The 24,392-nt window shown below is 59.8% G+C and carries 28 protein-coding genes and 1 tRNA gene; 7 read left to right on the top strand and 22 right to left on the bottom strand.

Features of this window, described 5'->3' with window-relative positions:
- Positions 1-26: 26 nt before the first annotated feature.
- From uppS to pyrH, 3 genes are read right to left on the bottom strand one after another with little or no spacing between them, the layout of a single operon-like run.
- On the bottom strand, positions 27-701 hold the full coding sequence (gene uppS, locus NZK81_RS13585) for a polyprenyl diphosphate synthase (RefSeq protein ID WP_260046664.1): 675 nt from the start codon (positions 699-701) through the stop codon (positions 27-29).
- A 37-nt stretch (positions 702-738) separates the two neighbouring features.
- Positions 739-1,296 carry a ribosome recycling factor gene (gene frr / locus NZK81_RS13590; protein ID WP_260046665.1) on the bottom strand — a complete coding sequence of 186 codons (558 nt, stop codon included), beginning with the start codon at positions 1,294-1,296 and terminating at the stop codon, positions 739-741.
- A gap of 3 nt (positions 1,297-1,299) precedes the next feature.
- Positions 1,300-2,022 (bottom strand): UMP kinase, encoded by a 723-nt coding sequence (gene pyrH, locus NZK81_RS13595; protein WP_260046666.1) that lies wholly within the window; start codon positions 2,020-2,022, stop codon positions 1,300-1,302.
- Between the two features lie 196 nt (positions 2,023-2,218).
- Between pyrH and NZK81_RS13600 the strand changes: the two genes are divergently transcribed.
- Positions 2,219-3,151, top strand: coding sequence for an acyltransferase (locus tag NZK81_RS13600; protein WP_260046667.1), 933 nt, complete (start codon positions 2,219-2,221; stop codon positions 3,149-3,151).
- An 89-nt stretch (positions 3,152-3,240) separates the two neighbouring features.
- Here NZK81_RS13600 and tsf read toward each other — a convergent pair whose 3' ends face one another.
- Both tsf and rpsB read right to left on the bottom strand, forming a co-directional pair.
- On the bottom strand, positions 3,241-4,164 hold the full coding sequence (gene tsf / locus NZK81_RS13605) for a translation elongation factor Ts (RefSeq protein ID WP_260046668.1): 924 nt from the start codon (positions 4,162-4,164) through the stop codon (positions 3,241-3,243).
- 96 nt (positions 4,165-4,260) lie between these two features.
- Complete coding sequence (gene rpsB, locus NZK81_RS13610) at positions 4,261-5,025, bottom strand: 30S ribosomal protein S2 (RefSeq protein WP_260046670.1); 765 nt, start codon at positions 5,023-5,025, stop codon at positions 4,261-4,263.
- Positions 5,026-5,244: 219 nt separating this feature from the next.
- Here rpsB and NZK81_RS13615 point away from each other — a divergent pair, with 219 nt between their 5' ends.
- Both NZK81_RS13615 and NZK81_RS13620 read left to right on the top strand, forming a co-directional pair.
- On the top strand, positions 5,245-5,796 hold the full coding sequence (locus NZK81_RS13615) for a nucleotidyltransferase family protein (RefSeq protein ID WP_260046671.1): 552 nt from the start codon (positions 5,245-5,247) through the stop codon (positions 5,794-5,796).
- Between the two features lie 231 nt (positions 5,797-6,027).
- On the top strand, positions 6,028-6,300 hold the full coding sequence (locus tag NZK81_RS13620; RefSeq protein WP_260046672.1) for a hypothetical protein: 273 nt from the start codon (positions 6,028-6,030) through the stop codon (positions 6,298-6,300).
- Here NZK81_RS13620 and NZK81_RS13625 read toward each other — a convergent pair.
- The 6 genes from NZK81_RS13625 to NZK81_RS13650 form a co-directional block, all read right to left on the bottom strand.
- On the bottom strand, positions 6,215-6,997 hold the full coding sequence (locus NZK81_RS13625) for a CDP-alcohol phosphatidyltransferase family protein (protein ID WP_260046837.1): 783 nt from the start codon (positions 6,995-6,997) through the stop codon (positions 6,215-6,217). The genes NZK81_RS13620 and NZK81_RS13625 overlap by 86 nt on opposite strands.
- 80 nt (positions 6,998-7,077) lie before the next feature.
- The gene (locus tag NZK81_RS13630) at positions 7,078-7,827 is read right to left on the bottom strand and encodes a phosphatidylserine decarboxylase (RefSeq protein ID WP_260046673.1); all 750 of its coding nucleotides are present in this window, start codon (positions 7,825-7,827) and stop codon (positions 7,078-7,080) included.
- A gap of 501 nt (positions 7,828-8,328) precedes the next feature.
- Positions 8,329-9,942: a ParB N-terminal domain-containing protein gene (locus NZK81_RS13635; protein WP_260046674.1), complete on the bottom strand. Its 1,614-nt coding sequence runs from the start codon at positions 9,940-9,942 to the stop codon at positions 8,329-8,331.
- Complete coding sequence (locus NZK81_RS13640) at positions 9,939-11,189, bottom strand: restriction endonuclease subunit S (RefSeq protein ID WP_260046675.1); 1,251 nt, start codon at positions 11,187-11,189, stop codon at positions 9,939-9,941. The genes NZK81_RS13635 and NZK81_RS13640 overlap by 4 nt, the downstream gene beginning before the upstream one ends.
- 146 nt (positions 11,190-11,335) lie before the next feature.
- A complete protein-coding gene (locus tag NZK81_RS13645) occupies positions 11,336-13,435 on the bottom strand; it encodes a type I restriction-modification system subunit M (protein WP_260046676.1) in 2,100 nt (699 codons plus the stop codon).
- Between the two features lie 377 nt (positions 13,436-13,812).
- Positions 13,813-14,061 (bottom strand): hypothetical protein, encoded by a 249-nt coding sequence (locus tag NZK81_RS13650; RefSeq protein ID WP_260046677.1) that lies wholly within the window; start codon positions 14,059-14,061, stop codon positions 13,813-13,815.
- 137 nt (positions 14,062-14,198) lie between these two features.
- On the opposite strand from NZK81_RS13650, the gene NZK81_RS21735 reads away from it, so the two are divergent.
- Positions 14,199-14,426, top strand: a complete 228-nt coding sequence (locus NZK81_RS21735) for a helix-turn-helix domain-containing protein (protein WP_419181682.1) — start codon at positions 14,199-14,201, stop codon at positions 14,424-14,426.
- Between the two features lie 43 nt (positions 14,427-14,469).
- Here NZK81_RS21735 and NZK81_RS13655 read toward each other — a convergent pair whose 3' ends face one another.
- On the bottom strand, positions 14,470-15,036 hold the full coding sequence (locus NZK81_RS13655) for a hypothetical protein (protein WP_260046678.1): 567 nt from the start codon (positions 15,034-15,036) through the stop codon (positions 14,470-14,472).
- Positions 15,037-15,047: 11 nt separating this feature from the next.
- On the opposite strand from NZK81_RS13655, the gene NZK81_RS13660 reads away from it, so the two are divergent.
- A complete protein-coding gene (locus tag NZK81_RS13660; protein ID WP_260046679.1) occupies positions 15,048-15,521 on the top strand; it encodes a hypothetical protein in 474 nt (157 codons plus the stop codon).
- A 182-nt stretch (positions 15,522-15,703) separates the two neighbouring features.
- Here the strand turns inward: NZK81_RS13660 and NZK81_RS13665 are convergent, their stop codons facing one another.
- From NZK81_RS13665 to NZK81_RS13680, 4 genes are all read right to left on the bottom strand, one after another.
- Positions 15,704-15,898 carry a helix-turn-helix transcriptional regulator gene (locus NZK81_RS13665; RefSeq protein ID WP_260046680.1) on the bottom strand — a complete coding sequence of 65 codons (195 nt, stop codon included), beginning with the start codon at positions 15,896-15,898 and terminating at the stop codon, positions 15,704-15,706.
- A gap of 113 nt (positions 15,899-16,011) precedes the next feature.
- Positions 16,012-16,500 (bottom strand): hypothetical protein, encoded by a 489-nt coding sequence (locus NZK81_RS13670; protein WP_260046681.1) that lies wholly within the window; start codon positions 16,498-16,500, stop codon positions 16,012-16,014.
- Entirely contained in the window at positions 16,493-17,719 is a 1,227-nt protein-coding gene (locus tag NZK81_RS13675) for a tyrosine-type recombinase/integrase (protein WP_260046682.1), read from the bottom strand. The genes NZK81_RS13670 and NZK81_RS13675 overlap by 8 nt, the downstream gene beginning before the upstream one ends.
- Before the next feature lie 196 nt (positions 17,720-17,915).
- Positions 17,916-18,001 (bottom strand) — tRNA-Tyr (locus NZK81_RS13680).
- Positions 18,002-18,187: 186 nt separating this feature from the next.
- Here NZK81_RS13680 and NZK81_RS13685 point away from each other — a divergent pair.
- Positions 18,188-19,006: a TrmH family RNA methyltransferase gene (locus tag NZK81_RS13685; protein ID WP_260046684.1), complete on the top strand. Its 819-nt coding sequence runs from the start codon at positions 18,188-18,190 to the stop codon at positions 19,004-19,006.
- Positions 19,007-19,040: 34 nt separating this feature from the next.
- A complete protein-coding gene (locus tag NZK81_RS13690) occupies positions 19,041-19,877 on the top strand; it encodes a hypothetical protein (protein WP_260046685.1) in 837 nt (278 codons plus the stop codon).
- A gap of 154 nt (positions 19,878-20,031) precedes the next feature.
- On the opposite strand, the gene NZK81_RS13695 is transcribed toward NZK81_RS13690, so the two are convergent.
- From NZK81_RS13695 to ffh, 6 genes are all read right to left on the bottom strand, one after another.
- Entirely contained in the window at positions 20,032-20,304 is a 273-nt protein-coding gene (locus NZK81_RS13695; RefSeq protein ID WP_007013794.1) for an HU family DNA-binding protein, read from the bottom strand.
- A 407-nt stretch (positions 20,305-20,711) separates the two neighbouring features.
- Positions 20,712-21,086: a 50S ribosomal protein L19 gene (rplS, locus tag NZK81_RS13700; protein ID WP_260046687.1), complete on the bottom strand. Its 375-nt coding sequence runs from the start codon at positions 21,084-21,086 to the stop codon at positions 20,712-20,714.
- A complete protein-coding gene (gene trmD, locus NZK81_RS13705; protein WP_260046838.1) occupies positions 21,083-21,829 on the bottom strand; it encodes a tRNA (guanosine(37)-N1)-methyltransferase TrmD in 747 nt (248 codons plus the stop codon). Before trmD ends, rplS begins: the two co-directional genes overlap by 4 nt.
- Positions 21,826-22,335 carry a ribosome maturation factor RimM gene (gene rimM, locus NZK81_RS13710; protein WP_260046688.1) on the bottom strand — a complete coding sequence of 170 codons (510 nt, stop codon included), beginning with the start codon at positions 22,333-22,335 and terminating at the stop codon, positions 21,826-21,828. The genes trmD and rimM overlap by 4 nt, the downstream gene beginning before the upstream one ends.
- A 3-nt stretch (positions 22,336-22,338) precedes the next feature.
- A complete protein-coding gene (rpsP, locus tag NZK81_RS13715) occupies positions 22,339-22,785 on the bottom strand; it encodes a 30S ribosomal protein S16 (protein ID WP_260046689.1) in 447 nt (148 codons plus the stop codon).
- Between the two features lie 29 nt (positions 22,786-22,814).
- Positions 22,815-24,272 (bottom strand): signal recognition particle protein, encoded by a 1,458-nt coding sequence (gene ffh / locus NZK81_RS13720; RefSeq protein ID WP_260046690.1) that lies wholly within the window; start codon positions 24,270-24,272, stop codon positions 22,815-22,817.
- Positions 24,273-24,392: the final 120 nt, after the last annotated feature.

Genomic DNA, 24,392 nt, shown 5'->3' on the forward strand with positions numbered 1-24,392 from the left:
TCCCGGCTCCTTGAAGGGGCCACCGCTTACCGTCCGCCATAGCGACGCTCACGCGTGGCAAAGGCTTCCAGCGCTTCCCTGAGATGCTCGGCGGTGAAATCCGGCCAGAGCACATCGGTGAAGAGCATCTCCGCATAGGCGCATTGCCATAGCAGGAAATTCGACAACCGGACCTCGCCCGACGTGCGGATCAGCAGATCGAGCGGCGGCAGGTCGGCGGTATCGAGTTCGGCGGAAATCGTTTCCGGCGTGATCGGCCCCTTGGCGGCAGCCTTGGTGGCGGCGCGGGCGATCTCGTCCTGCGAACCGTAGTTCAGCGCGACCGCCAGCGTGGTGCCCGAATTTTCCGCCGTGCGCGCTATCGCCTTTTCAACCAATTCGACCACATCGGGCTTGAAGGCCTTGTAATCGCCTATGATTTTCAGTCGAACGCCAGCTTCGGCAAATTCTTCGAGATCGGAGAGGATGAAGCGCTTCATCAGGCTCATCAGGTCGGAGACTTCTTCCTCCGGCCGGCGCCAGTTCTCGGTCGAAAAGGCATAGAGCGTCAGGGCTTCCAGCCCCATCTCGCGCGCGCCGCGCACGACACGGCGCACCGCCTCCACGCCGCGCTGGTGGCCCAGCGCGCGCGGCAGGAGGCGCTTCTTCGCCCAGCGTCCGTTGCCATCCATGATGATGGCGACATGGCGCGCGGCCGTCATAGCATCTCCGCCCGCTCATCCTGAGCCTGTCGAAGGATCACTTGTTGAGGATTTCCTTTTCCTTGCGCGCGAACTCGTCGTCGACCGCCTTGATCTGGTCGTCGGTCAGCTTCTGGACATCGCCTTCCGAACGCTTGCGCTCGTCCTCGGAAATTTCCTTCTTGTTCTCGTCGGCCTTGAGCGCTTCCATGCCGTCGCGGCGCACATTGCGGATCGCGACCTTGGCCTTCTCGGCATACTGGCCGGCGAGCTTGGCCAGTTCCTTGCGGCGCTCCTCGGTCAGGTCCGGGATCGGCAGGCGCAGGGTGTTGCCGTCGTTGATCGGGTTGAGCCCAAGCCCGGCAGACCGGATCGCCTTCTCGACCGGGCCGATGTTCGACTTGTCCCAGACCTGCACCGAGATCAGGCGCGGCTCAGGCACCGAAACGGTGGCGACCTGGTTGAGCGGCATCATCGCGCCATAGACTTCGACCTGCACCGGATCGAGCAACTGCGTGCTCGCGCGCCCGGTGCGCAGACCGGCAAGATCGCCCTTGAGCGATTCCACCGCGCCCTTCATGCGGCGTTCGAGATCGGCCTTGTCGTACTTGGCCATTGGTCAGGCTCCCTTCTGGACGATGGTCTGCGTCCCCTCACCCTTGAGAACCCGGGCAAGATTGCCCTTCTCGCGGATCGAGAACACGACGATCGGAATAGAGTTGTCGCGGCACAGCGCCACGGCGGAGGCGTCCATCACCTTCAGGTTATCGGCTAGGACTGTGTCGTAATCGACTGAATCATAACGCTTTGCATCCGAATTGCTCTTGGGATCGCAATCATAGACACCATCGACGCTGGTACCCTTGAGCAGCGCATCGCAGCGCATTTCGGCAGCGCGTAGCGCGGCGCCGGAATCGGTGGTGAAATAAGGCGCGCCGACACCTGCGGCAAAGATCACCACGCGCCCCTTCTCCAGATGGCGCTCGGCACGGCGGCGGATCACCGGCTCGCAGACCTGGTCCATCTGCACCGCCGATTGCACGCGGGTCTCGACACCGAGTTGCTCCAGCGCATTCTGCATGGCGAGCGCGTTCATGACCGTTGCCAGCATGCCCATGTAGTCGGCCTGCGCGCGGTCCATGCCCTTGGCGGCGCCCGCCATGCCGCGGAAGATATTGCCACCACCGATGACGAGGCAGATTTCAAGCCCGGTTTCCTTGGCCGCCTTCACTTCCTTGGCCAGTTCGGCGACGAATTCGGGGTCTATCCCGAACTGCTGACTCCCCATCAACACTTCGCCCGACAGCTTGAGCAGGACGCGTTTATAGGGGGAGGATGACATACCGCTGGGTCTCCTGGGGAATGGGTCGCTGCGGCTTTAGGAGCGCGCGCGCGGATTGCCAAGAGGGAGGGCGGCGAAGAGAGCCCAATACATCGGGAATGCGCATGTATTCAGGTATTGCGGCTTGAATCGCTTGTCATCGCCGCTGCACCTGCGCACACTTGCTTACGGTTTGGTACGAAAAGGCAATTGGCGAATGGCAACCACCCAAGTGGCTTCCGCAACGACAGAAAAAGCCAAACCCAAGGCGCAACGCAACCAGACCGTGGAAGCACTGCGCGTACTGTCTGCCTTTGGCATCGTTGTTTTCCATGGTGGCGGCGAATGGGCGCCACTGGCCTACACCGGCCTGATCGTCTTCGTCGCACTCTCCCCCATGATCGACGCAAACTACAATTGGGAACGGATCCGTCCGACCGCCGCTCTGGCCAGAAGCCTTCTGCTGCCATGGGCGTTCTGGATGGCGGTCTATGGCGTATTTGCCATCGTACGGCACAAACCGGTCCTTCCGCCGGACGCCCCGATCCTCGGCGTATTGATGGGCACTTCCCAACACTTGTGGTTCCTGCCTTTCATATTCGGCGTACTGGTCGTGCAGGGAAGCCTCAAACAGCGCGTGCCGGCGCAAACAGTCTTCGTCGCGAGCAGCCTGCTCGCTTTCGCAACCATCGCCAGCGCTTACCTCTGGAGGCCACTCGCACTGACATGGCCGGTCCCCCTCCCGCAGTGGGCGCATGTCGCCGGAGCCGTCTTTGCCGGAACTGCGATAGGCATCGCGCCGCGTGCCGGCAGACTGGCCTATCCCTGCCTCATTCTGATCGGGCTCGGGCTTGCGATCCTGATCCTGAAGCCGGTTTCCGGGATGACCCTGACGTATTGCCTCGGCCTTCCATTGACCGCAGCCGCCGTATTTTTCGGGAAACGGTTGTGGCCGGACAGCCTGAGCATACAGCCTGTCGCCGATTGCATGCTCGGCGTCTACCTTGTGCACATCATCATTCTGTCGCTGAGCGGACTGATCCTCCCCCGTGGCTCATTATTGCACGCGGCCGTGGCTTTCATGACCAGCCTGGCGATTGTCTATGCGGCGCGCAGACTGGTTCCGGCAACACGCATCGTACTGGGATAGCCCCGGCCCCGAAGCCGGAATCAAAACGGGCCGGGAAGCCATCGCTCCCCGGCCCGCCTTGCTCGTTTCCCGAAGGAAGGACTGAAAGATCAGCCCGCGACCGCAGCGGCCACTTCCGCCGCGAAGTCGCTCTCTTCCTTCTCGATGCCTTCGCCGAGCTGGAAGCGCACGAAGTCCTTGAGGACGATCTTGCTGCCCGCTTCCTTGCCGGCCGCGTCGACGACCTGCTGGATCGGGGTCTTGTTGTCCATCACGAAGACCTGAGACAGCAGCGCGTTTTCCTTGGCGTACTTGGCGATCGCGCCCTCGACCATCTTGGCCTGGACGTTCTCGGGCTTGCCGCTCTCGGCTGCCTTTTCCTGAGCGATCTTGCGCTCGCGCTCGATGAGGTCGGCGTCGAGGTCATCGGCGGTCAACGCCAGCGGGAAGGCGGCGGCGATGTGCATCGCGATCTGCTTGCCCAGCGCTTCGAGCGCATCGGCAGGCGCTTCCGACTCCAGCGCGACGAGCACACCGATCTTGCCGAGGTTCGGTGCGGCGGCATTGTGCATGTAGGGAACGACGACGCCCTGGGCGACCTCGACCGTCTTCATGCGGCGAACCTGCTGGTTCTCGCCGATGGTCGCGACGTTGTTGGTCAGCGCTTCCGCAACGGTACCGCCGGTCGGGTAGGCAGCGGCCTTGAGCGCCTCGATGTCGTCACCGTCCACGCCCAGCGCGACCTCGGTGACACTGCGCACGAAGTCCTGGAACTGGTCGTTCTTGGCGACGAAGTCGGTTTCGGAATTGACCTCGACGGCAACGCCCCGGGTGCCCGAGATGGCGACGCCAACCAGACCTTCAGCGGCCGTGCGGCTCGACTTCTTGGCGGCAGCGGCCAGGCCCTTGGCACGCAGCGCGTCGACGGCGGCTTCGAGGTCGCCGTTCGTCTCGTCGAGAGCCTTCTTGCAGTCCATCATGCCGGCGCCGGTGCGCTCGCGCAGGTTCTTCACGTCAGCGGCGGTGTAAGCCATCGCTTTTATCCTTCTCTGTAATTGACAGGCGCGCCGGGTCCGATGGACCCGGCGCGCGACATTTCAATGACGAAAATGCCGAATGCGTCGGGCCGATCAGGCCTCGGCGGTCTCGGTGGCAGCTTCGGCAACCGGCTCGTCCATGGCGCCGATGTCGGCACCCGAATCGATCACGGCTTCCCGACCGCCCTTGGTCGCGGCCTTGGCCACGGCCTCGCAGTACAGGCGCACGGCGCGGCTGGCGTCATCGTTGCCCGGAACCGGGAAGGCAATGCCTTCGGGGCTGACGTTGGTGTCGAGCACGGCGACGACCGGGATGCCGAGGGTGTTGGCTTCCTTGATCGCCAGGTCTTCCTTGTTGGCGTCGATCACGAACATCACGTCGGGAATGCCGCCCATGTCGCGAATACCGCCGAGCGACAGCTCAAGCTTGTCACGCTCGCGGGTGAGCTGAAGGATTTCCTTCTTGGTGAGGCCGTGGGTGTCGCCGGCAAGCTGCTCTTCAAGAGCCTTGAAGCGCTTGATCGACTGCGAGATCGTCTTCCAGTTGGTGAGCATGCCGCCCAGCCAGCGGTGGTTGACGAAGTGCTGACCGCAGGAACGCGCGGCCTGGGCGATCGGCTCCTGCGCCTGGCGCTTGGTGCCGACGAAGAGCACCTTGCCTCCGGCCTGCACGGTGGCCGAGACGAAATCCAGCGCGCGCGCCATCAGCGGCACGGTCTGCGACAGGTCGATGATGTGGATGCCGTTGCGGGCGCCGAAGATGTACGGCTTCATCCGCGGGTTCCAACGGTGGGTCTGGTGGCCGAAGTGTGCGCCGGCCTCGATGAGTTCCTGCATGGTGACGACGGGAGCCGCCATAATCATTTCCTTTCCGGTTATGCCTCTGGAAAGCTGGAACCGTGCGGATCTGCCCGCTGCGGCACCGGTATGAGTGCTTTCCATGTGGATTTGCCAGACCGGGTACGCCGCGGATCGGCACACTTCGCCCTAGCGGGGCCGCCCTTAGACGTGTTTTCCGCAGAAATCCACCCCCATTTCATCACGCACAGAACGCCCGGATCCGGATAGATTGCGGCGATGGACCTGCAAGCCGAACTCGCCTCGCTGCTGACTGCCGACCCGCTACGCATGGAGGCACTGCGTGCGGTCCGTGCGCTCGACCTGCCCGATGGCTGGATCGGCGCGGGATTCGTCCGCGACGCCGTGTGGGACCGGCTACATGGACATAGCGCAAGACCGCCTGTCGGCGACGTCGATGTGATCTGGCACTCCCGCGAACGGACCGGGCACTCCTACGACGAGATCCTCGAAGCGCGCCTGCGCGCGTCCATGCCCGGGCTGGACTGGTCGGTCCGCAACCAGGCTCGCATGCATCCGCGCAATGGCGACAGACCCTATCGCAGCACGGCCGACGCCATGACGCACTGGCCGGAAACCGCAACGGCCGTCGCCGCGCGGCTGGATACGGGCGGAGGACTGGAGATCAACGCCCCTCTAGGCCTCGCGGACCTCTTCTCCCTGCGCCTCAGGCCGACGGCACACTTTGCCGGGGCCAGACGCCCGACCTTCGATCTGCGAGTAACAAAGAAACGCTGGCTGGAACGCTATCCCGCGCTCGTGCTTGCCTGACCCGGCGACGACTCGTTGGCTGCTCCTGCTCATCCAGGCAGACCGTTACCTGAAAGGCCCCTTCCGGGCGCATGAAAGGCGCGCGCACCCGGAACTCAAATTCCACTTGACAGACTGGAACAAAAAGAGAACAACTCGTCTCAAGAACATTGATAGAACAGATTCCCGTTTTCCACAAGCTGTCCACTGATCTGGCAACAGGCCTTGGGCAATGGTTCGAAAGGATCGGTCATGACTGTGTTTGCCGCTTGCCTCTTCACCCTGGCCGCGCTGGCTTCGGTCTGGATCATTGCCGCGAGCTGGCGGCGTTACAGCGCAGGCGCACTCGCCCTGCGCGCGCAGCTCAAGGCCTGCCCGGAATACACGGAAATCCACTGGCGCGTGATCGAGCGCAGCCCCCTGCCCACGCTGGCTTCGCTCAGGAAGGACCGAGCGGCGCGTCGTGCTCGTCGAAGCGTTCAGGCTCCGGGGCTGGAATGGCCGGGGATGGCGCGCGCCGCCTGACTTTCGCGTAAGTCGCGATGCCCAGCGGGATCAGCAACAGATACCCGATAGTGAGCGCGGCCAGAGTGAACCAGGGCTCGGTCAGCAGAGCCGCCACGGTAAGCCCCGCGCCCGCGATCATGCCCAGGCGCAAACTGTTGGGCGGGCTCATGCGCGACCAGCTTAGCGTCGGCAGACTGGAAATCATCAGAAAAGCGATCAGGACCATCCAGACGCTTACCACGATCGGGTCGGAAAACTCGGGACGGCCGCTGGCGATCCACAAGTACATCGGCAGGAACGCGAGCGCCGCGCCGAGCGGCGCAGGAACCCCCGTCAGGAAACCCGCCTGCTTGTGCGGCTGATCGAGCATGTCGAGCCGGGCATTGAAGCGGGCAAGCCGCAGCACACAGCATATCGCGAAGGCCAGCGCGGAGATCCAGCCCACGCTGGGGAGCTGGTTGAGGCTCCACAAGTAGACGATCAGCGCAGGCGCGACACCGAAGGAAATCGAATCGGCAAGACTGTCGAGTTCTGCGCCGAAGCGAGTCTGGGCCTTGAGCAGGCGAGCCGCACGCCCGTCGATCCCGTCGAGCAGGCCGGCAAGGATCACCGCCTGCACCGCCCGCTCGAAATCACCGCCGATCGCAAAGCGGATCCCCGTCAGGCCCGAACAGAGCGCCGCGGCGGTAATCGCATTGGGCACGATCGCCCGCATCGACAGCGCGCGCGCAAGACGGCGCTGCGGGCTGGTTCGCCCTTCGGGAAAACCGTCAGGGTCTTCGGGCGAACCGGAAGTCACTGGGCAATGCCCTCGATCATCGGCGCGTGACCCAGTTCACCCAGCACCGTTTCTCCGGCAACGATCCTCTGGCCCATCAGCACGCGAGGCTCGACCCCGGCCGGGAGATAGACATCGACCCGGCTGCCGAAACGAATCAGGCCGATGCGTTGCCCGGCCGCGATGATGTCGCCCGGCTTGATGAACGGCACGATCCGCCGCGCCACGAGACCCGCGATCTGCGTGAAGCAGATCCGCACGCCATCGCCGCGCTCGATCAGGATGTGCTGGCGCTCGTTTTCCTCGCTCGCCTTGTCGAGATCGGCGTTCACGAACTTGCCGGGGATATAGATCACCCGCTTGACCGTGCCGCCGATCGGCGCGCGATTGATGTGCACGTCGAACACCGACATGAAAATCGAGATTCGCGTCACCGGATCGCCGGCCATAGGCGCGGAACCGCTGCCATCGTCGACGGTCAGCTCGCGCGGCGGCGACACTTTCTGGATCAGCGTGACGAGGCCGTCCGCAGGCGCGACGATGCTGCGTTCGTCCAGCGGCGTAACGCGCACAGGATCACGGAAGAACGCCAGCACGCACAGTGTCAGCACGGCCAGCGGCCAACCGAACCACGGGCCCAGCAGCAGCCAGGCGATCAGCGCAATACCGCCGGCGATGGCGCCGAACTTGCGCCCTTCGGCATGAATGGAGGGCCATTGCCACGAAGCTTCGCCGCGGCCCTGATTATCGAGAATGTCTGAGGGCATCGCTTCCATCTAGTCGGTGTGCACAAGTACCGCAATGCCGCCTGCTCGTAAGCAGGCCGGCTTGCCTTGCCATGGCTGTCTCTGAAGAAGCTGGTGGTGGCAGGGCTTGAACCGAACATTTTTACCAACTATTTGTAATACCTATAATTATTTTCAAACCAAAACAAATACCCCCACATTCACCCCCACAGAATTCCGAAGGTTTCACCGCTCGCACTCAAATAATTGGACGAGTCGAGAGCAAAACCTTGCTTGTCGTCGTGACGGCGAAGGGCGAGGAAACTCTTGCTTGTGTGGCCAAAACTGCCCCGGAAAAAATGCAAAAAGGGACCCGCTCAACTTCCACCCTCCCGGGGGGGATGACTTCGATAGTGGCATGGGCAGACTGATCCATGTGGCCACACAGGATAGACGCAATTTTCCCAAAGCGACCCTGCCGCCTACTCCCGTCAGTTCATAGAACTCGCCTGCCAACGCGCCCTGATTTCCAAACGCCGAACATCATTTCAACTTGTAATAATTTTCAAGAGCATCAACCAACTTTGCCACTAGGTCTAAGGTATCGTTGAAGCGCAACTGCTGCCAAGCACGCAAATTGAACCCGATATCGCTGTCACCCTGCAATTTGCTCTGGTCCGCAATTAGGATAAAATTATCCTGCTCTCCGCCGCGCCCCTTGTTCAAGCCCATCATGAAACCGACTTCATGATAGACGTTCTTGTTGCCTTGCGTCAGATCAGCAATCAGAAGTCCGGAACCGTCAATAATGCGGAGGATTTCACTGTCGATCGTGAAGGAATGTCCCTTCGACACGCGATCAATCCGTACCGGCTTGAGAGCAAGGTCAAGTGCCTCCAGCTCGTGCGTGGCGTTGGTCTTCCCTATGGCCTCCTCGATTGCTTTGTAGACTGCGCTCGTGTGATCACCGAATTCCATCGAAACAAAAACCTCGCGGCTGCGCGCCGTCTGGATGCTTTCGAAAACTTCGACCAGGCTAGAGGCGTCAATCGCCTGTGTCTGACCGAGATGATAATGATAGCCCAGCCCCTTGGTCGTCCCGGTCGGCTTAAGCCGATCGATGCGATTATTCCGCATCCAAAGGGCGAACGCTGGCAATTGCACACCTTCTTCCTTGAGCGCAAAATGCACGGTAGCGGTAAGCACACCTAAGCAAGCCGCATCGCGAAGTTGAGCGTGCGGCGATTGTTCGTACATAGCATTGGCTCGCTTGATCGCATCGCGCAGCCGAGGAATTTGGGCATCAACATCCTCGGTCGAAGCAACGGCGGCCAAGGCAGCGTCCTTAGTCGAAAGATACTGGGTCAGACCAAGTGCAAGGGTGTACCGGTTCTCAAGGTGTTTGGTGAGACCCGTCAAAAATTTTCCATCCAAATCCGGCAGAAGCTTTCGCGCTAACAAGTACGCTGGGCCAAAACTCGGATTTTCAAGTAGCGCGTTATCCCGAAAAAGCGCCTCTGGCCCATCTTCAAGAATGAGCCGAAGATTCTCTTCAGAAGTCAACGGTATCTGCTTCGCATTGATGTTGTGAAACACAACTTTCTCAAATTGCCGTGCCAGCAACCGGTCCTGATGCAAAACCACACAAAACGGAGTTTCGAGACCGTAGTTTGCCTCGCCCGGCTTGGTTTCGCTGACCGCACTTAAGCGGTGATTCCCGTCTATCCGAAACAGCTTGATATCGTCGTCGGTGGCTAGAAATTCCTCGGGCAAATCAAGGTAAACCAACGTCGGAGCGTTGGCTCCGCCTACAGTTTCCATGGCTTTCGGCAGTTTCGGATGCTGAACCGTGATCTTCAGCCCATTGATGTTCGAAGTGAACCCTTTTCCTGAAAAGATATCCCCCAGCGGATCAACGGCACGGCCTCGCGCCTTGTCAAAGTCAAACTGAAGCGATGCGGACAGGACCACTTCGGGAAAAAACAGAAATTGCCGATCTGCGAGGAACTGCTCAATCTCATCGCGATGAGTCTCGATCAGGTTGCGTTGATAGGCGGGATCGAAGCGCGAGCATCTTGCAAGTTCGCCAAGGGGCGCCACGCCACGAATGACAGTAAATCCGCCCAAAGTCGAATGCAGAATACCTGAGAGGATCATGCGGGAATTTCACCTAGTAGTTGGATTTCGAACCTGACTCGAGCCGACTGCCAAATTTCATTGGCACGAAGCCGCGAGCTGATGGATAGCATCACTTCTCTTTGGCAAGCATCCGCAACTTCCTCTTGTTTGGGCAACGAAATGCTTGGCAGCGGAATTGACGCGAAGTCGTCGGATGACAACCTGTAACGACTAGGCGTGCCGCCGCGACTCCGACCATACATAATTGACCGGTACGTTGCTGTTTTAATAAGCCAAAGAAGGAAAGTAGAATTCCAATTTTTATTAGAACGCAGAACATGAAACTCTGGCGAGGCCAAAATAGGTACTTTAGCACTTGGTGCTAACACTGCCTTACCATTTAGAATCGTTGGCCCCAATCTTGCGACAAGAAGGTCGCCCTCTTGAACCTCAATCAGCGCACCTGTTATCTCTTCAGACAGTTCATACCGTAATTTCTCGACGCCAATCGGCTCATTTTCTAAGTCGTCGATCCTCAACCATGCGACACGCTCGCCTGGGTATTTCTTGTTTGCAAAGACCTTTTTTTGGATAATCTCGCCCGCATCAGCGACAGATTGCTGCCCCCCTAGTTGGTTCTCAATCGGCAAAACTGCATAACGTTCGGGATTCAATGAGCTGAGGAGTTCAGAACGAGTGATCCCAAATACTTTTTGCCCATGGATTTTTTCGCCCACCCCAATTTCTTTGGTGATGATTTGCTGAATTGACGCAAGACGATGCCGCGCTTCGGTCAACAGCTGGTCCCGCTCATTGAGCGCTTGGCGAAGATCATTCAAAATCGATTTTTGATCCGCAAGTGAAGGAAGAGGAATCTCCAATTCTTTCAATTCTTCCGCATTCACGTTCGACATTCCAGCGATCTGGCGGCTGACCTGATCAATCTGCATACGACCAGCATCTGTGTTCAAGAAAGCCGACACGAACTCCGGCAATACGCGTGACGTATCGAGGCGGACACGAATGAGGTAAGATGCGAAAACCCAGTCTCCGTCTTCTGAGAATACCTCACATTTGCCCACCAGTTCCTTCGAGTTCGTCCGGTTAAAAAGGATGTCACCCTTTTCAAGGCGGTACTTTTCAAGGTCTGAATGACTGAGCTCGATGTGCTTCAAGTCCGAGAAATCCCAACCCAATGGCTGGAGGTTGTTCATGCGGATCATCGGCACACCAAGGCCATCCGTATTGGCCCGCTTAGAGATGCCGTATTGGACGAAATCGGCCAAGGCGCCGATTTTGGTTAGCCTGTATCGCGGACTGCCATAGCGTATTTCCTTACGCCGTTGCAGTTCGAGATACTGTGGATCGAATCTCGCGCCGGTTTCCCCCCGCTGCACCGCAAAGCAGATTGCCTGCCCTGCGGGAACGGGGGTCAGACGAAAAAAGGCGTTGGGTCCCTCTGGAAGTTTGCATACTGACCTAACAGGCCAGTGCTTGGCATTACCTTGCGATGGCGCTCGGTCCAGTCACCCGGCTTCTTCCCTTCTCCCACCTTCCAATCGAATATTACTTCCCAATCAAAAAGGTCGCAGCGATGACGCTCGACACGCTCAACATTTGGGTCTTCACGCAGTACTTCGACTTCGTACGTGTTTCGACCTGCGGCGTCGTACCCAACGTTCTCGGCCATCGCCATGAAGATTGGTTCGTCGTCACTGATTTCGTCGACGACGATAAGCTCTCCTTGCCGCTGCTTGACTCGCGAAAAAGGGCGCTTCTCCAAGAACACTACACTAGATTTCACGCCCGCGCCGAAATGGGCGAATGCAAACTGCGGAAGCGAAATCACTGCGAGCACCTTAAAGCGTTCGAGCAGCCAATCTCGAACTCCTTGCAAGCTGGCGTTCGTGAGCAAACCATCGGGCAGGACCACAGCCGCCTGCCCCCCTGGCTTCAGCAGTTGCCAAATGCGCTCGACATAAATGATTTCTGTTTTGACGCTTGCTCGCTGCTTCACCGCCTTCTTGGCAGAACGAGGGTCCCAACCATCATCGGATAGTTCATCGTCGGCATTGCCTTTAGCGACGTACCGGGAAAGCTCGTAACTGCTGAGATATGTGTGGAGTTCTTCCTTCACAACCGCCCCGAATGGAGGATTGGTCGGAATCTTTGTGAACCCCTTGGTTTCATCCCTCTTGCCGGTCGCACGATCGATCCCAAGAATGCGAGCAAAGGCTTCGTTTTTGTCCGCGATTTCAGTCAACGGTTCCAGCGCATCGTTGCCGATGACATTCGTATGGCCGTCATCGTGGACAATCATGTTCATCTTTGCGACGCGAGCAATTTCCTCGTTGATCTCAACCCCAAACAGTCGCTTCTCGGCAAAATCGTGCCAGTAGTTGAAATGCTGAGAGGTCCCTTCGTCGTAGTATTGTCCCGCTTGCGCACGAACATGATCAAGGGCGTGGAGGAGGAAACCTCCAGAACCGCAAGCCGGGTCGATCACCGTGTCCTCAGCATCAATCCCCAACATCTGCACAGCAAACGCGATGATATTCCTAGGCGTGAAATATTGACCAAAATCACCCTTAAAAAAACCATCCATGAACTGTTCAAATGCAACCCCCTTTGTGTCGAGGTCAGTCGCGGTGAGATTCACGCTTTCCAAGTGGAGGACGACATTCTTCAATGTGACATCATCGATTTTGATAGTGTCTGTAAAAACGTCGGGCTCTCGCTCTCGTTCAATATCATAGAGACTGCGAATTCTTTTAGCCAGACGATCAGGCGTTTCATTAGATTTGATCTGAAACTCGTACGCCTCTCCCCGCTTCCTCGGCTTTTTCTCGTCGCGCGTTTTCACGAAAATGAGCTTGCATAACTCCCCGAATGCAGTCGGAGGTGACAGCCTGCCACCACCCCAAAGGGTCTGGTGGCATTTACGAATTGTCTTGATCAAATCGTCGCGACCGACCGCGCTGATATCAGGCTTGGGAGGTGCCGCGTGATAGTATTTAAATTCTTCGGGCTTGCCGTATTTCACTGGCAAATCGGCAATAATGTTAGCCTCTCGTTCGAGCACGCCGAAGCGATCTGAACAATCATAAAAGGCGCGCGTTTGCCCCGCGATGACGCCTATATACTCAGCCCTAAATTTATGCGCATGTCCGTTGCCAAAAGCCTGCTCAATGGCCTGCTTCAACTCAGTATCGGTAACGCCGTCCCGCTTACACTCGATAACGGCATACGGCTTAGTTTTAGCCTTGTCTCGAAACAGAACAATATCTGCTCTATCATGAGGAACGCGATCTGGCACGGTAACTTCAATACCGATACATTCAGGATCGTATCCATAACGACATACGAGCTCAGCATAGTATGAGGCGCGAACTTTTTCTTCTGGGTCAGACCAGCGTTCTGAAACATTTGGCGCGACATATCGAACCTTTTCCGATCGTCCGCTTGCCAGTATTTGGATATGGCCGCCATCGATCGCGCTTTGAAGCCAGGCAGCGCTAGAAGTTTGTTTCATCGAACATTTCTCATGAGATGGCACAAGCGCGTTGCGCTTGCCCCTTGGAACGTGAACCGTTGATAGTCGAATTGGGCGGGCAGCCAAACCGGCTCCAAAGTTTTTTCTACCGATCATCGGTGTGGGCGCGCATGGCGGCAAATCTTGAGATGATCCAGCTACATTCCGGTTGTCGGCAATCACAACTCAGGAAGTCAGCCGCTAAATTGATAAATCAGCGGAGACGGGGCGGATCTTTAGCCCTGGCGGCCTATTGCTCAAGCCCGCTGACAAGGACGTCCGCCGAGCTTGGAAAACCGTAATGCTCGGAGACGGGATTTACGTAACGCAGGCAGCCGACACGCCGGATTTCCCCGGCACCGGGAATTTATCAACGGCTACGGCTCATTCTTTGGATTTTCGTCGGCCCAATCATCGCTTGTCCAGCCCAGCCAAATCACGACAGCGGCAGCCGTTATCGCCCATGCCCATCCGCTACCGACGACCGACGCGACACCGAGCCACAGCCCGACAGCCAACGCCAGCCCCAAGCCAATTACCACTGCCCAATATGCGCCCGCCAGAATGTACGGAAGCGCGAAAAGCACGGCGACGGCAATCAAAATTCCGCCTGCGATTTCCAACACGGTCGTTCTCCCGCTCAAGCCTCGCACGACGAAAAGCGAAGTGCGAAGGACGATTCCCACCGAAAAATAGCGCTAAATCTTAACAGCGGGATTAATACTCCGTGGATTGATAGTCACCCCCGCAGCGAGATGCGGAGGTGGACCCGTATCTCGACATTCTCGGCCAACGCATTCGCGCCCGCAGGCGTGACCTGGGCATGTCGCAGGAAGGTTTGGCACACGAGGCAGGATTAGACCGGAGCTACGTCGGCCGGATCGAGCGCGGGGAACACAACCTGACGCTTTCCGCTCTCATCAAATTGTGCCGGGCGATGAAATGCGACGTAGCGGCGCTGACCCACGGAATGCCAACGTCTGGGCAATAGAAGCTGAATCACCCGTTGGCACGCCACGTGCCGCAACTACTGCTCACAGATCGTACAGCCTTTCCGGCCGCTGATAGACAGTGCGGGAAACGGAGCCCACTTGCTCGCTGCGCCACCAGCGTGCAAAATCAGGGCTCTTGCGGCAATTCAGCAGTGCGCTTCTGATATACGGCACTTCAAGTTTCCTGACACTTGCAGGGATTCCCAGAAGTAGCCGAACAGCAAGCCAATGGTGCCGTACAGGTTCGTCAGGGATCGCCTCCATCAGCCAGCCGACCATGACGCTTATCGCCGCATCATCTCGATGCGCCGCGTCCCTAATACGATAGGCAACCTCCTTGGGCGCTGCTTCCTCATTGAAATTACCCAGCGCCTCGAACTGCCCCTTGGCCTTTTCAGTATATTGCCAAAGTTCGGACAGGATGCCCCGGTCCTCGATAATATGGAGAATTTGAAGGACGGTAAGCGGCTGTCCTTTGCGGAGTTGAAGCCGAATTTCCGCAGCATACTCACTCTCACCTGAGTCCAGAATCAAAACTCCTGCCTTCTCCATCTTGCGAGCTTTGCCAAGAGGAACTCTGAATTGTTCGCAAAATTCATAGATATTCATCGGATCATTCCTTGAAAGTCTTAAAATGGACGTTTCCAGTCCATTCCGGTCACAAAAATATCGGCGAAATTTGCGCAAATTTACGCGAAAAATGGCCGAAAACCGTGGCATGGCCTAAAAAGGGCTTGCTCTATAATCGCGCGTGCGCGGGTAGTGAGCGATGCTCTTCGATCACCTCGCCCTCTCAGAGCAACCTCACGTTCAACCCGGTGATTGCGCGTGGCAGATCCGGAGGAAAAATTTCCGGAACTCCAAATTTTCAAAAAGCGGGAATTCTTGAAATTTTGCCGCTGATCACTTGCTGGCCTTCTGGACAACCGATCCAATTGGCCATCAGCCCGAGGGGCGGCGGGCTGCGCAACCACCACCGCTTTCGGAGAAGCCATGGATCACCCCTCCCCGTCCTGATCGGGTTCGATGCCAGCCAGGCGCCGGACACTAGCGATCTTCACCAGCCGCCGAGCACCAATCCGGACAGATTCTAGCTCGCCGCTTGCCAAAAGTGAGGCTCCGAGAGTTTTTCCGATTGCCAACATTCTCCAAGCGTCCTCTTGCGCACAAAGGATCGCTTCCAACTGGGGTGTCCTCCCACAGCTCGGGCAAACGCGAAAATGTTCAGATGGGATCGCCGTTTCGCAATCAAACTGCTCAATGGGTGCCTTTCTGCTCATGCGACATCTCCCCACTGCCTGCGCCCGCCGAGCCACTCGTTCAGTACAGATAGTCGCAGCCCGACACGCCGGGCAGAAATTCGCTCGAACGGCGGAAAGCGCCCTGCGCGCTGCTCCCGATAGATTGTGGGTGCCGATAGATTTGATGCCTTCAAAATGTCAGGCATCGGTAGGATCGGATCGATATTCATTGCCGCCTCCTGTTTCAGTTAGACGGCTTGTGAATTTACGCACGTTTCAGAACGTGTCAGCAAGATAGCGCTTCGCCCAAATGTACATTTACGGCGAAGGAAATCATGCTCTGCTATTTGGCTTTGGGAGCCCCGACCTCCCCTGCCACTTCCTTCAAATGCCCAAGAAATGTCTGGTGTGCTTGGTAAGCTTTTGTCCGGCCAATACCGAGACCCTCAGCCGCTTGGAGCAATGCGGCCTCATATTCTCCATGATTCGCAGAATTTATCGCCCGATCAACGACGCGGCCGATTTGAAGATATTCTTCGCGCTTCTGCCCCAAGGGATCGGGCTGTCTTCCCCGCTTCGCTTTCCTCGCGGTGATGCTGCAAACCGCACCGGGTCTGCGCTCAATGACATCAGCAATCATTTCGGCAATCTTCTGCGGCAATGGAAAACCTCTGCGGAGATGTTCCGCCAGCGGCTTAAGGTTTCCGTCCTTCAAGCCAATCTCAATCCGCAACGACATCCAAAGCTGTTTTTCAGCCTCGTCTAGATCGCCTGACAGCAGGAACTCCGGAGGCCAGCACGACGTATCGGCCGGGTCATGGTCATCAACCATTGCGAAGTTCCACTATCCGCACAACATTGCCCCCGCCCGCTGCACCGCTTGCGCAATACTGCCCCCACGCCGTCATGAGCTTTATACGCGCGCCCGGCTGTTTCGACGTACCCAAATAGGTAGTCCGGCGATAGGCAGCCTGCACGGCGTCCGGCGTCTTGTGCGCAAGGGCGGCTTCCACCACGGCATCGGCAAAGCCCTCGTTTGCGGCCCAATCGGTAAAAGCCGAACGGAAGCCGTGGACATGGTAGGGCTCGCTAGCGTCACGCAGCACCTTCAACAGCGTCATATCTGACATGGGCTTGCCGCCCGTGCCGGGAAAAACAATTTCGGTGCCCGCCAGCTTCAATGCTGCCGCCTTCGCCAGAACCGCCAGAGCAGCCTCAGAGAGCGGAACGATGTGCGCCTTACCCCTTTTCATATGATCGGCTGGAATCGTCCACAGACGGCCCTCCAGGTCAAATTCAGCCCATGTCGCCAGCCGCACCTCCTGCGAGCGCACGCCGCACAGGATCAGCAATTCGAGCGCGAGCCGCCCATATGATGGTTTTCGCTGCAAAGCGGTGATGAACGCAGGCACCGCGACGTAGGGCATTGCCTTCCGGTTTTCCCGCTCCTTCACTTGCCGGGGCAGGCCCCGACCCGCCTTTAGGCTTCCGCTGCCCGATGGTGCTTCCGTCGAGCGCCAGCCCTTTGCATGGGCATAATCAAGCACAGCGCATATTCGGTTGCGCACTTGGCGGGCGGTTTCTGGAATGTCCTGCCAGATCGGCGTCAGCACACCGATAATATCAGCCGCCGTAATCCCGCCTGTCGGACGATCACCGAGCTTGGGGAAAGCGTAATTCTCCAGACTGGCGAGCCACTGGCGCGGATAGACCTCGCTTTTCCAACCTGATTCGTTTTCAGCGTGGTAGGTCTTCGCAGCTTCGCGGAACGTCACCTTGGCAGCGGCTTCGTCCTTTCTCTCCACCAGAACGTCACGACGTTCGACCTTTACCGCCTTGCGAAGCTCTCTCGCTCGCTCTCTGGCTTCCGCCAGTGTCAGCAGCCGGGCAGAACCAATCCCGATGTCCTGCCGCTTTCCGTCGCGCTGGAGTCGCAAAGTCCAAGATGCGCCGCCGCGTTTGTCGACTTTCAGAAACAGCCCGTCGCCGTCCTGATAGGTACCGGGAATTGCCAAAGCGGCCTTAACCGCCACTGCCGTCAGCTTTCCCATGTCATTCCCCCACACTTTCCTCCCCCACATTGGAGGATCAGAATGTGGGGGAAAGCCAATCCTCCCCCACACTTCCCCCACATTCCAGCCCGGTTGCAGGCGAAATGCGGCGGGCGCAGGCGGTCCTGCGCGGAGAGAATACCCTAGGATTTCCGGGATTTCTACGGGCTTTCACGTGCAATAACGGGAAAGCTGGTGGTGGACAGGGCTGGATTCGAACCAACGTACGCTTGCGCGGGCAGATTTACAGTCTGCTGCCTTTAACCACTCGGCCACCTGTCCACACCAGTTGCTGGCTGCCGATCGTCCCGGTTGCGGGAAAATCGGCGTGGTCGAGGCTTCCGTGAAGGGAGCCCCGTTGCCGAGGAGCCGCGCCTTTGCCGAACCGAGCCTTGCCTGTCAATGGGGTCGCTGCCAAAGCGGTACCACATTTTTGCGACAGCCCATTTTTCGCTGAAAGGACAATCGATGAGTAAGCGCGGCGACAGCCGGGACGGTGAACGCCCGGGCCGGGCCCTGCGCGGGCGCGCCGGCCGGATGAAGAACGGCAGGGGCAGCGGCCGGGCCAGTTCGGGGATGGTGCGCCTGTGGGGACGGCACGCGGTCGAGGCCGCGCTCAAGAACCCGAACCGCAGCCACCGCAAGCTCTGGGCCACGCGTGAAGGCGTCGAATCGCTCGATGGCGAACTCCCGGCCGATTTCCCGGTCGAGTGGGCACAGCCCGCCGATCTCGCGCGCCTCGTTGCGCGCGATGCACCGCACCAGGGACTCGTGCTCGAATGCGAGCCGCTCGACGACCTGTTCCTCTCCGACGTGCTGGACGGCGATCCCGCGCGCCCGGTCGTGGTGCTCGATCAGGTGACCGACCCGCATAACGTCGGTGCGATTCTTCGTTCCGCCGCAGCCTTCGATGCCTGCGCGATCGTCACGCAGGACAGGCATGCCCCGCCCGAATCGGGCACGCTGGCAAAATCCGCCTCCGGCGCTCTCGAAATCGTGCCGTGGGTGCGCGTGGTAAACCTCGCCCGCGCACTCGAGGACATCGCCGAGGCCGGCTACTGGCGCATCGGGCTGGACGGCGAGGCCGAAGCGACGCTGGCCGAAGCCCTGCCCGCCGGTCCCGTCGCACTGGTTCTAGGCGCCGAAGGCGAAGGCATGCGGCACAATATCGTCCAGCACTGCGATGCCATTGCCAAGCTGCCGATCAGCCACGCCATGGAGAGCCTCAACGTCAGCAATGCGGCCGCCATCGCACTCTATGCAGCGGCAACGCGCGAACCTGTGTAAAAAGACGCGGGGACTCGATTCAAGGAGGGGCTAAATGCCAGGAATTTCCAAACGAGCCGGCGTGCGACGCACGCTGGCGGGGCTTGCCGTCGCCGCACTGTCGCTGCTGGCCGCAGCCTGCATCTTCGCGCCGGGCAAGTTCACCTCGCAGCTGGACCTGCGCAAGGACCGCAGCTTTGCGTTCCGTTACACCGGCGAGATCCTGATGGCACCGCTGATGGAATCCAAAAAGGACAGCACGTTCACCCCCGAGGCGTGCCACGGCGAGGAAACCTACGACGAACGCGATTGCACGCCCGAAGAGATCGCACAGCAAAAGGCGGAATGGGAAAGCCAGCGCGAAAGCAAGAAGAAGAGCGACGCCCAGGCCGCGCAGATGCTGCTGGGCGGCATGGACCCCAGCAATCCCGAATCGGGCAACGAACTGGCGGCGAAGCTTCGGCGCCAGGCCGGCTGGAACAAGGTCGAGTATCTTGGCAACGGCAAGTTCGACGTCGATTTCGCCATTTCGGGCAAGCTCGACCACGATTTCGTGTTCCCGACCATGGAAGGGTTCCCGATGAGCAATGCCTTCGTGCAGGTCATGCTGCGACAGGACGGCTCGGTGCGCATCGATGCGCCCGGCTTCGGGCCGCCGAGCGGCGGCGGTGCGATGGCTGGCATGATGTCGGGCATGCCCAAGTCCGACGATTCGGACGACGGCCCCACCGCAATGGCCGATGGCACCTTCACCGTGCTCACGGACGCCCAGGTCCTGGCCAACAATACCGATGAGGGGCCGCAGGCGGCACCCGGCGGGGCCGCCCTGTCGTGGACGGTCAACCCGCGCTCGAAGATCGCACCGATGGCCCTGCTGAAGACGGAACGGTAGGATCGCTTCATTCGTCCCGGGCACTGCCCCGGGACGAGGACGATACGCCAGTCGTTGAAAGAACCGCCGTCCAAATGAAAAACGCCGCGCCGACCCGAAGGTTGGCGCGGCGTATTCGTTTCGGCCTGTGAGGCGTTACAGACCGGAAGGCTGCTTAGTTGACAGCGTCCTTCAGGCCCTTACCGGCCTTGAACTTCGGCTGAGCCGAAGCCTTGATTTCCATCGGCTCGCCGGTGCGCGGGTTGCGACCGGTCGAAGCCTTGCGCTTGGCAACCGAGAAAGTGCCGAAGCCCACCAGACGCACTTCGTCGCCCTTCTTCAACGCACCAGTGATGGCGTCAAACACACCTTCGACGGCCTTGGTCGCATCGCTGCGGGTCAGACCGCTCGTGTCGGCAACAGCGCTGATGAGATCGTTCTTGTTCATTGCGGGAACCCCCTACCTTTTTAGTGGAACCGGTTGTGATGGGATATTTTGAATCGCCTCGGGTGCGACGGAATTGAGCGGGTTTTATCGGCGCTGGCAAGGCCTAAAGCGCCCCAAAACCCGCAGTTTAACGCGTTTTTCCGCCATTCTTACGACAATTCCTGTTTGTGCAACGCAGCAACTCATAGGCTGCGATGCACAGGACTCGCGCAGAGCCCGGAGTCGCCGCATCGCAACATAAAGCGCCCCGGCGGGACGCCTCATGCTGATACGGCGATTCGATGAAAATTCCTTAATCGGAAATCGACCCGGACCGCATGCCCGGGGACCGGGCATAAAAAAGGCGGTCCGAAAGCGAACCGCCTCTTCTGCTACCCGGCCGCAAGCGACCGGGCGAGCTGCCTGGCTTACGCCTCGGCTCCGGTGCGAACATCGCGGCGCTCGGCAATGCGGGCGCGCTTACCGGTACGACCACGCAGGTAGTACAGCTTGGCACGACGCACGACGCCGCGGCGGACCACGGTGATCGAATCGAGGTTCGGCGAATACAGCGGGAACACGCGCTCCACGCCTTCACCAAAGCTGATCTTGCGAACGGTGAAGTTCGAATTGAAGCCACGGTTCGAACGCGCGATGCACACGCCTTCGAAGTTCTGCACACGGCTACGCGTACCTTCAACGACCTTCACGCCGACGCGAACGGTGTCGCCCGGACGGAACTCGGGAATATCCTTGCCGGCCTTGGCAATTTCCTCGGCCTCGATCTGCTGAATCAGGTTCATGAACCCAAATCCTCATCTTCATGCCGCGCGCCAGAGGCAGACTGGACCCGAGCGTCCCTGTGACGCTCCCAAAGGTCCGGCCTGCGTAACCGTGTGTCATTTTCCGCCCGTTGTTTCCGCCAGGCGGCGATTTTCGCATGATCCCCCGATCGCAGCACTTCAGGGATCGTGCGCCCTTCCCATTCGACAGGTCGGGTATAGTGCGGATACTCGAGAAGACCGTCCTCGAACGATTCCTCGGTTCCGCTTGAAGGCGCGCCCATTACGCCGGGAAGCAAGCGAATGCAAGCGTCTAACAGCATCAGGGCGGCAGGTTCTCCGCCGGACAACACGATGTCACCGACCGAGACCTCTTCCACGTCCCGGCCCTCGAAGATCCGCTCGTCGAAACCCTCGAAGCGGCCGCACAGGACGATCACGCCCGACCCCGCTGCCAACTCACGCACGCGGGCCTGGGTGATGGGTTTTCCGCGCGGGGTCATGGCGATGACCGGCGCATCGGGATTGGCCACGCGCGCATGATCGATCGCGGCGGCCAGGATGTCCGCCTTGAGCACCATGCCAGCACCGCCACCCGCCGGCGTGTCATCGACGGTACGGTGCTTGTCCGTGGCGAAATCGCGGATCTGAACCGCGTCCATCGACCACTTGCCCTGTTCGAGCGCCCTGCCCGCCAGCGACACGCCGAGCGGGCCGGGGAACATCTCGGGGTAAAGCGTCAGGACAGTAGCAGCAAAGGTCATGCTTCGACGAAGGCCGAACTGACGAGGATGCGTTCCGCGTTCCACTCGGGCACGGCAGCCCGGGTCATGGGCACCATGAAACGCCTGCTCTTGCCGTCCTCGCCTGCGGGCCGCTCTATCTCGAGCACGTCGCCGGCGCCGAAATTCTCGACGGCGACACAAGTGCCAAGCGCCTCGCCCTCATCCGAAACGACGGGCAGGTCGATCAGGTCGGCGTGGTAGTACTCGCCCTCTCCCAACGCCGGCATCGCCGCACGCGGCACGGTTAGCGCCGTACCGCGCAGCTTTTCAGCCGCGTTACGGTCCGCCACTTCCTCGAAGCGGGCGATGGCGCCGCCCTTGCCGTCGTCGCGCAGCTTTTTCAGCGTCAGCGATGAATCATTGAAGGCGCGGTAGCGCTTGAGCGCAGCCACGCCTTCTCCGAACAGCTTGAGGCGTACTTCGCCCGTCACGCCGTGGGCGCCAGTGATGGCTGCCAGCGTGACGGGGCGATCGTTACCGGCCAAGGCTTAGGCCTCGGTCGATTCCTCGGTGGAAGCTTCCTCTGCGGCAGCTTCCTCGGCGGCCGGAGCTTCCTCGGCCGGAGCGGCAGCAGCAGCGGCGGCGGCCTCTTCGGCCTCACGCAGCTTCTCGGCCTTTTCCTCCGCGCGTTCCTTGGCCTTTTCGCCCGGCTCACCCTTCTGCGGGTTATTGGTGGCCTTGCGCTCCTTGATGCCGGCCTTGTCGAGCATGCGGGCGACGCGGTCGGTCGGCTGGGCGCCAACGCCGAGCCAGTAGTTCACGCGGTCCTCGTTGAGCTTGACGCGGTTCTCGTCGTCCTTGGCGAGCAGCGGATTGTAGGTGCCGACCTGCTCCAGGTACTTGCCGTCACGCGGCGAGCGCGAGTTGGAAACGACAACCTTATAGTACGGACGCTTCTTCGCGCCACCGCGCGACAGACGGATCGAAACGGACATTGTTCTACCTTTCCTTCAAATTCGAATGCTTATTTCTTCAAAAACTTGCTGAGATCGGGTGCACCGCCGCCGCCGAGGCCGGGCAGTCCGCCCGCACCGGGACCGAGCCCCTGCCCGCCAAGCCCCGGCATGGCGGCATCGAGCCCGCCCTTGCCGAACATCGCGGCGAGGCCCTTGAGGCCACCCATCTTCTTGATCTGCTTCATGGCCTTGGACATTTCCTGATACATCTTGATCAGCTTGTTGATGTCCTGGACCTGCGTGCCGGACCCCTTGGCGACGCGGATCTTGCGCTTGGCGTTGAGCAGCGCGGGATTGGCGCGTTCCTTGGGCGTCATCGAGCCGATGATCGCGTCCATGCGGACCAGCACCTTGTCGTCCATGTTCGAGGCGGCCATCGCGGCCTTGGCCTTCTTCATGCCGGGCATCATCCCCGCCAGCATGCCGAGACCACCCATGTTCTGCATCTGCTTGAGCTGCATGCGCAGGTCGTTCATGTCGAACTTGCCCTGCTCCATGCGCTTGGCCAGCGCTTCGGCATCCTCAACCTTGACGGCCTCGGCGGCCTTTTCGACCATCGAGACGATGTCGCCCATGCCGAGGATACGGTTGGCGACGCGGCTGGGGTGGAAGACCTCGATCGCGTCGGCCTTTTCACCGGTACCGGCGAACTTGATCGGCTTGCCGGTGACCGCGCGCATCGACAGCGCCGCGCCGCCGCGGGCATCGCCGTCCATGCGGGTCAGCACGACGCCGGTGAGATCAACCTGCCCGGAGAAGCTCTGCGCGACGTTGACCGCGTCCTGACCGGTCAGCGAGTCGACGACGAGTAGCGTTTCGCGCGGGTTCGAGATTTGGGCGACGGCCTTCATCTCGTCCATGAGCTGCTGATCGACGTGGAGACGGCCGGCGGTGTCGAGCAGCAGCACGTCGATCGCCTGCAGCTTCGCAGCCTGCAGCGCGCGGGTGGCGATTTCAGTGGGTTGCTGGCCCGGGATGATCGGCAGGGTGGCAACGCCCACCTGCTCGCCGAGAACCTTGAGCTGTTCCTGCGCCGCCGGACGGTTGACGTCGAGCGAGGCCATCATCGCCTTCTTGCCCTGCTTGTCCTTGAGCAGCTTGGCAATCTTGGCGGTGCTGGTGGTCTTGCCCGAGCCCTGCAGGCCGACCATCATGATGACGACCGGCGGGGCGGCATTGAGATCGAGTTCGGGCGTCACATCGCCGCCGAGCATCTCGACCAACGCATCGTTGACGATCTTGACCACCTGCTGACCCGGCGTGACCGAGCGCAGCACCGACTGGCCCACGGCCTTCTCGGTCACCTGATCGATGAAGCGGCGGACAACCGGAAGCGCAACGTCGGCTTCGAGCAGCGCGATGCGCACTTCGCGCATGGCATCGCGAACGTCCTGCTCCTTGAGCGCGCCACGACCACGCAGCTTGTCGAACACGCCGCCGAGACGATCGGACAGAGAGTCAAACATGGTCGCTCCTTACGTCGCTTGTGGCGAACATGGGCCGCTCACTCCTTCACAAGGCGTCGAAACGCCGAAAACGCCGGTGGGCGAAACCTCGCGGACCGGCGTGAGCGCAACATTACGCGA

Source organism: Novosphingobium mangrovisedimenti, from assembly GCF_025153475.1.
GTDB classification, from domain to species: Bacteria; Pseudomonadota; Alphaproteobacteria; order Sphingomonadales; family Sphingomonadaceae; genus Novosphingobium; species Novosphingobium mangrovi_A.